General features: G+C 31.9%; 4 protein-coding genes. All 4 read left to right on the top strand.

Translation table 11 applies throughout. From position 1 onward, the window contains the following. On the top strand, positions 1-602 hold a 602-nt coding region (locus AB1630_12515), incomplete at its 5' end, for a hypothetical protein (protein MEW6104614.1). Further along, the gene (locus AB1630_12510; GenBank protein MEW6104613.1) at positions 602-1168 is read left to right on the top strand and encodes a hypothetical protein; all 567 of its coding nucleotides are present in this window, start codon (positions 602-604) and stop codon (positions 1166-1168) included. The genes AB1630_12515 and AB1630_12510, both read left to right, overlap by 1 nt. After that, positions 1165-2016: a hypothetical protein gene (locus tag AB1630_12505; protein MEW6104612.1), complete on the top strand. Its 852-nt coding sequence runs from the start codon at positions 1165-1167 to the stop codon at positions 2014-2016. The genes AB1630_12510 and AB1630_12505 overlap by 4 nt, the downstream gene beginning before the upstream one ends. Then, the coding region (locus tag AB1630_12500) for a hypothetical protein (protein ID MEW6104611.1) at positions 2013-2270 on the top strand (258 nt) is incomplete at its 3' end. The genes AB1630_12505 and AB1630_12500, both read left to right, overlap by 4 nt.

Raw genomic sequence — 2270 nt, 5'->3', positions numbered from 1 at the left:
ATGCCATAAACACAGGAAAGATAGTAACCATTCCCCAAAGAGAGATTCAATACTATGATTGGGAAGGCATAGGCTATACCATTATTGACCCTAATACAGGTGCAGGGGCATATATGATTAGTGGGGGGATGAAGGGAGGAGGAGCAGCGGACTTGTATGATTTCTTAGAAAAAACCCTTTCTGATGAGCTTCTTAAATCAGCGGCAGAGAAGCTGAACATACCACTATTTAAATACTGGAGTGTTATATTGAGCATTGCTGACTACCTATGTGGAATATTTGATATATTGATTAACCCCGATTTTTCTCTTAAAAATAAGGAAGCCATGTTATATCTATCTATGCTAACATTAATGTTTATTGCTTCTTTAGTCTCACCAATATTGGCAATAATAATACCACTAACTGGTTTTGTCTTACTTATTCTACTTCTTTCTATTACAAACAATAAGCAAATCGATAACCTTAACGATTGGGCTTGCTATAAAGAAGAAAGATTATCGCATCTCTTAAAAATATTCTCTTGGAACTTAATTGAAGATTTATTTACTAATCAGCTAAACTTAATTTATAAAGAAGCCTTGGAGGAAAAAGTGGCCTGATGAGAAAAATATATCAACAATCCCTGTGGATTTATTTTATAGCTTATTTAGGGGTAGTGGTTATAAGTGCTTCAGGAGCTGTTATGACATTAGCTCTATATCAACAGGAAAAATATGTGGGTTTTTTTATATGTGGAGCATTGATAATATTTGTTGCTAGAAAGTTTTTTTTCTGGTTTAAAAATTTTGCCATAATTATTGATAATGAATCTATTACAAGCTATAAAAATATAAAAAATCAGAATGAATTTATCAGAATAAAGTGGGACGATATAATAGCAATATATACAATGAAGATATCTGATACTTGGGAATTTTCTCAAATCTTTCTAGTTATTCCTTGTGCAAATGTAGATGAGAAATATAATGAGGTTATCAATTTTGAGGTTAAAACAAATAGAGAGGGAAAGAAGGCAAAGGCATATTATGACTGGCTAATAACCCATCATAAAGGCATCAAGATTTTTAAATGGATAAAGGATTATCGTAATATACTAAAAGAAATTTGTACAAAGAATCCTTATGTAGTTATAGACAATGAGATAAAAGAGCTAATAAGAAGATGAAAAAACCTTGGGATCTTCGGTGGGTTATGTACATATTATTCTTCCTCTGTTGGTTTTTTATATTTAGTTTTGTCATTGCTAGTTTATTGACTATTTTTAATTATAGCCGATTAGGCAAGTCAGAAGAAAAAAAGAAAATTTTCCAATATACCTTTCTAGCTCTAATCATAATAGCTATTATACTCATTTTAGAAGAAAAATTTCATCAAGTTCCATTTTCAGGCTTTATATTTGTAGGACTCAATTATTGGATAATAGCAAAATTTATTCAAAATCAAAGAAAGGATTACACCGAATGGAAACTAAAATACGAACTAAAAAAGAAAGAAGTAATTGAGGGAAAGTGTGAGGATTTTTACTTTGCTTTTTTGCATTTACCGGTTTCTTTGACAGAAATATTTACCTCATTTTTAACTGAATTTAAAGATAAATATTTACTAATCACCACTATTGATGGTGAGCCTGCTAGTAAGTGGCTAGAAAGATATGGAAATATGAAATTTCTTCAATTAAATATCCACTATGAGTGTTCTTATGATACCTGCATAATTTATCCTGATTCTTTTGATGTATTTTTAAAAGAGGACTTTTTGTGTGGAGGAGATGAGATGTATATCACTCTCAATAGACCATCTGATGCCAGATTAAAAGAAATTCAAGGGGGCAGATATGGGCATTTCTCGGAAGGAATTCCAAAGCACATACTACAGGAATTACAATCAATAGATGCTATAGGCTATTTTTCAGGCGGTGAGCCAGAATTATCAATAGCCCACAAAAATCAACCATTGATTGAAAATATAGTTAAAAAATTTGGAAAATTAGAAAAAGGAGTTGATGTAAAATGAAAAGATTTAACCTATTGGTATTGAGGTTGATTCTAGTAGGATTATTGGTTCAAGGAGCCAATGCTATCTCTCAAGAGGTAAGTATCAATAAGGGTATAGGTTGGTTGCTGTCCAACCAAAATCCAAGTGGCTCCTGGGGAACAGAGACAGAATATCCCAATCTTTGTTTGAGGGATACATCTTTGGTAGCAGATACTTTATGTTACCTTGGCACTACAAATATTGCATATTCTAAAGCCATTCAATGGATTGAA

It is taken from the genome of bacterium, from assembly GCA_040753555.1.
In the GTDB taxonomy this organism is placed as follows: Bacteria; UBA9089; UBA9088; order UBA9088; family UBA9088; genus JBFLYE01.
Note: the sequence above shows the minus strand (reverse complement) of the source record. Positions and strands in the feature narration are given on the sequence as shown.

Coding starts and splice junctions, on each gene's coding strand:
- AB1630_12510 (MEW6104613.1), top strand. CDS start 602: ATGAGAAAAATATATCAACAATCCCTGTGGATTTATTTTATAGCTTAT.
- AB1630_12505 (MEW6104612.1), top strand. CDS start 1,165: ATGAAAAAACCTTGGGATCTTCGGTGGGTTATGTACATATTATTCTTC.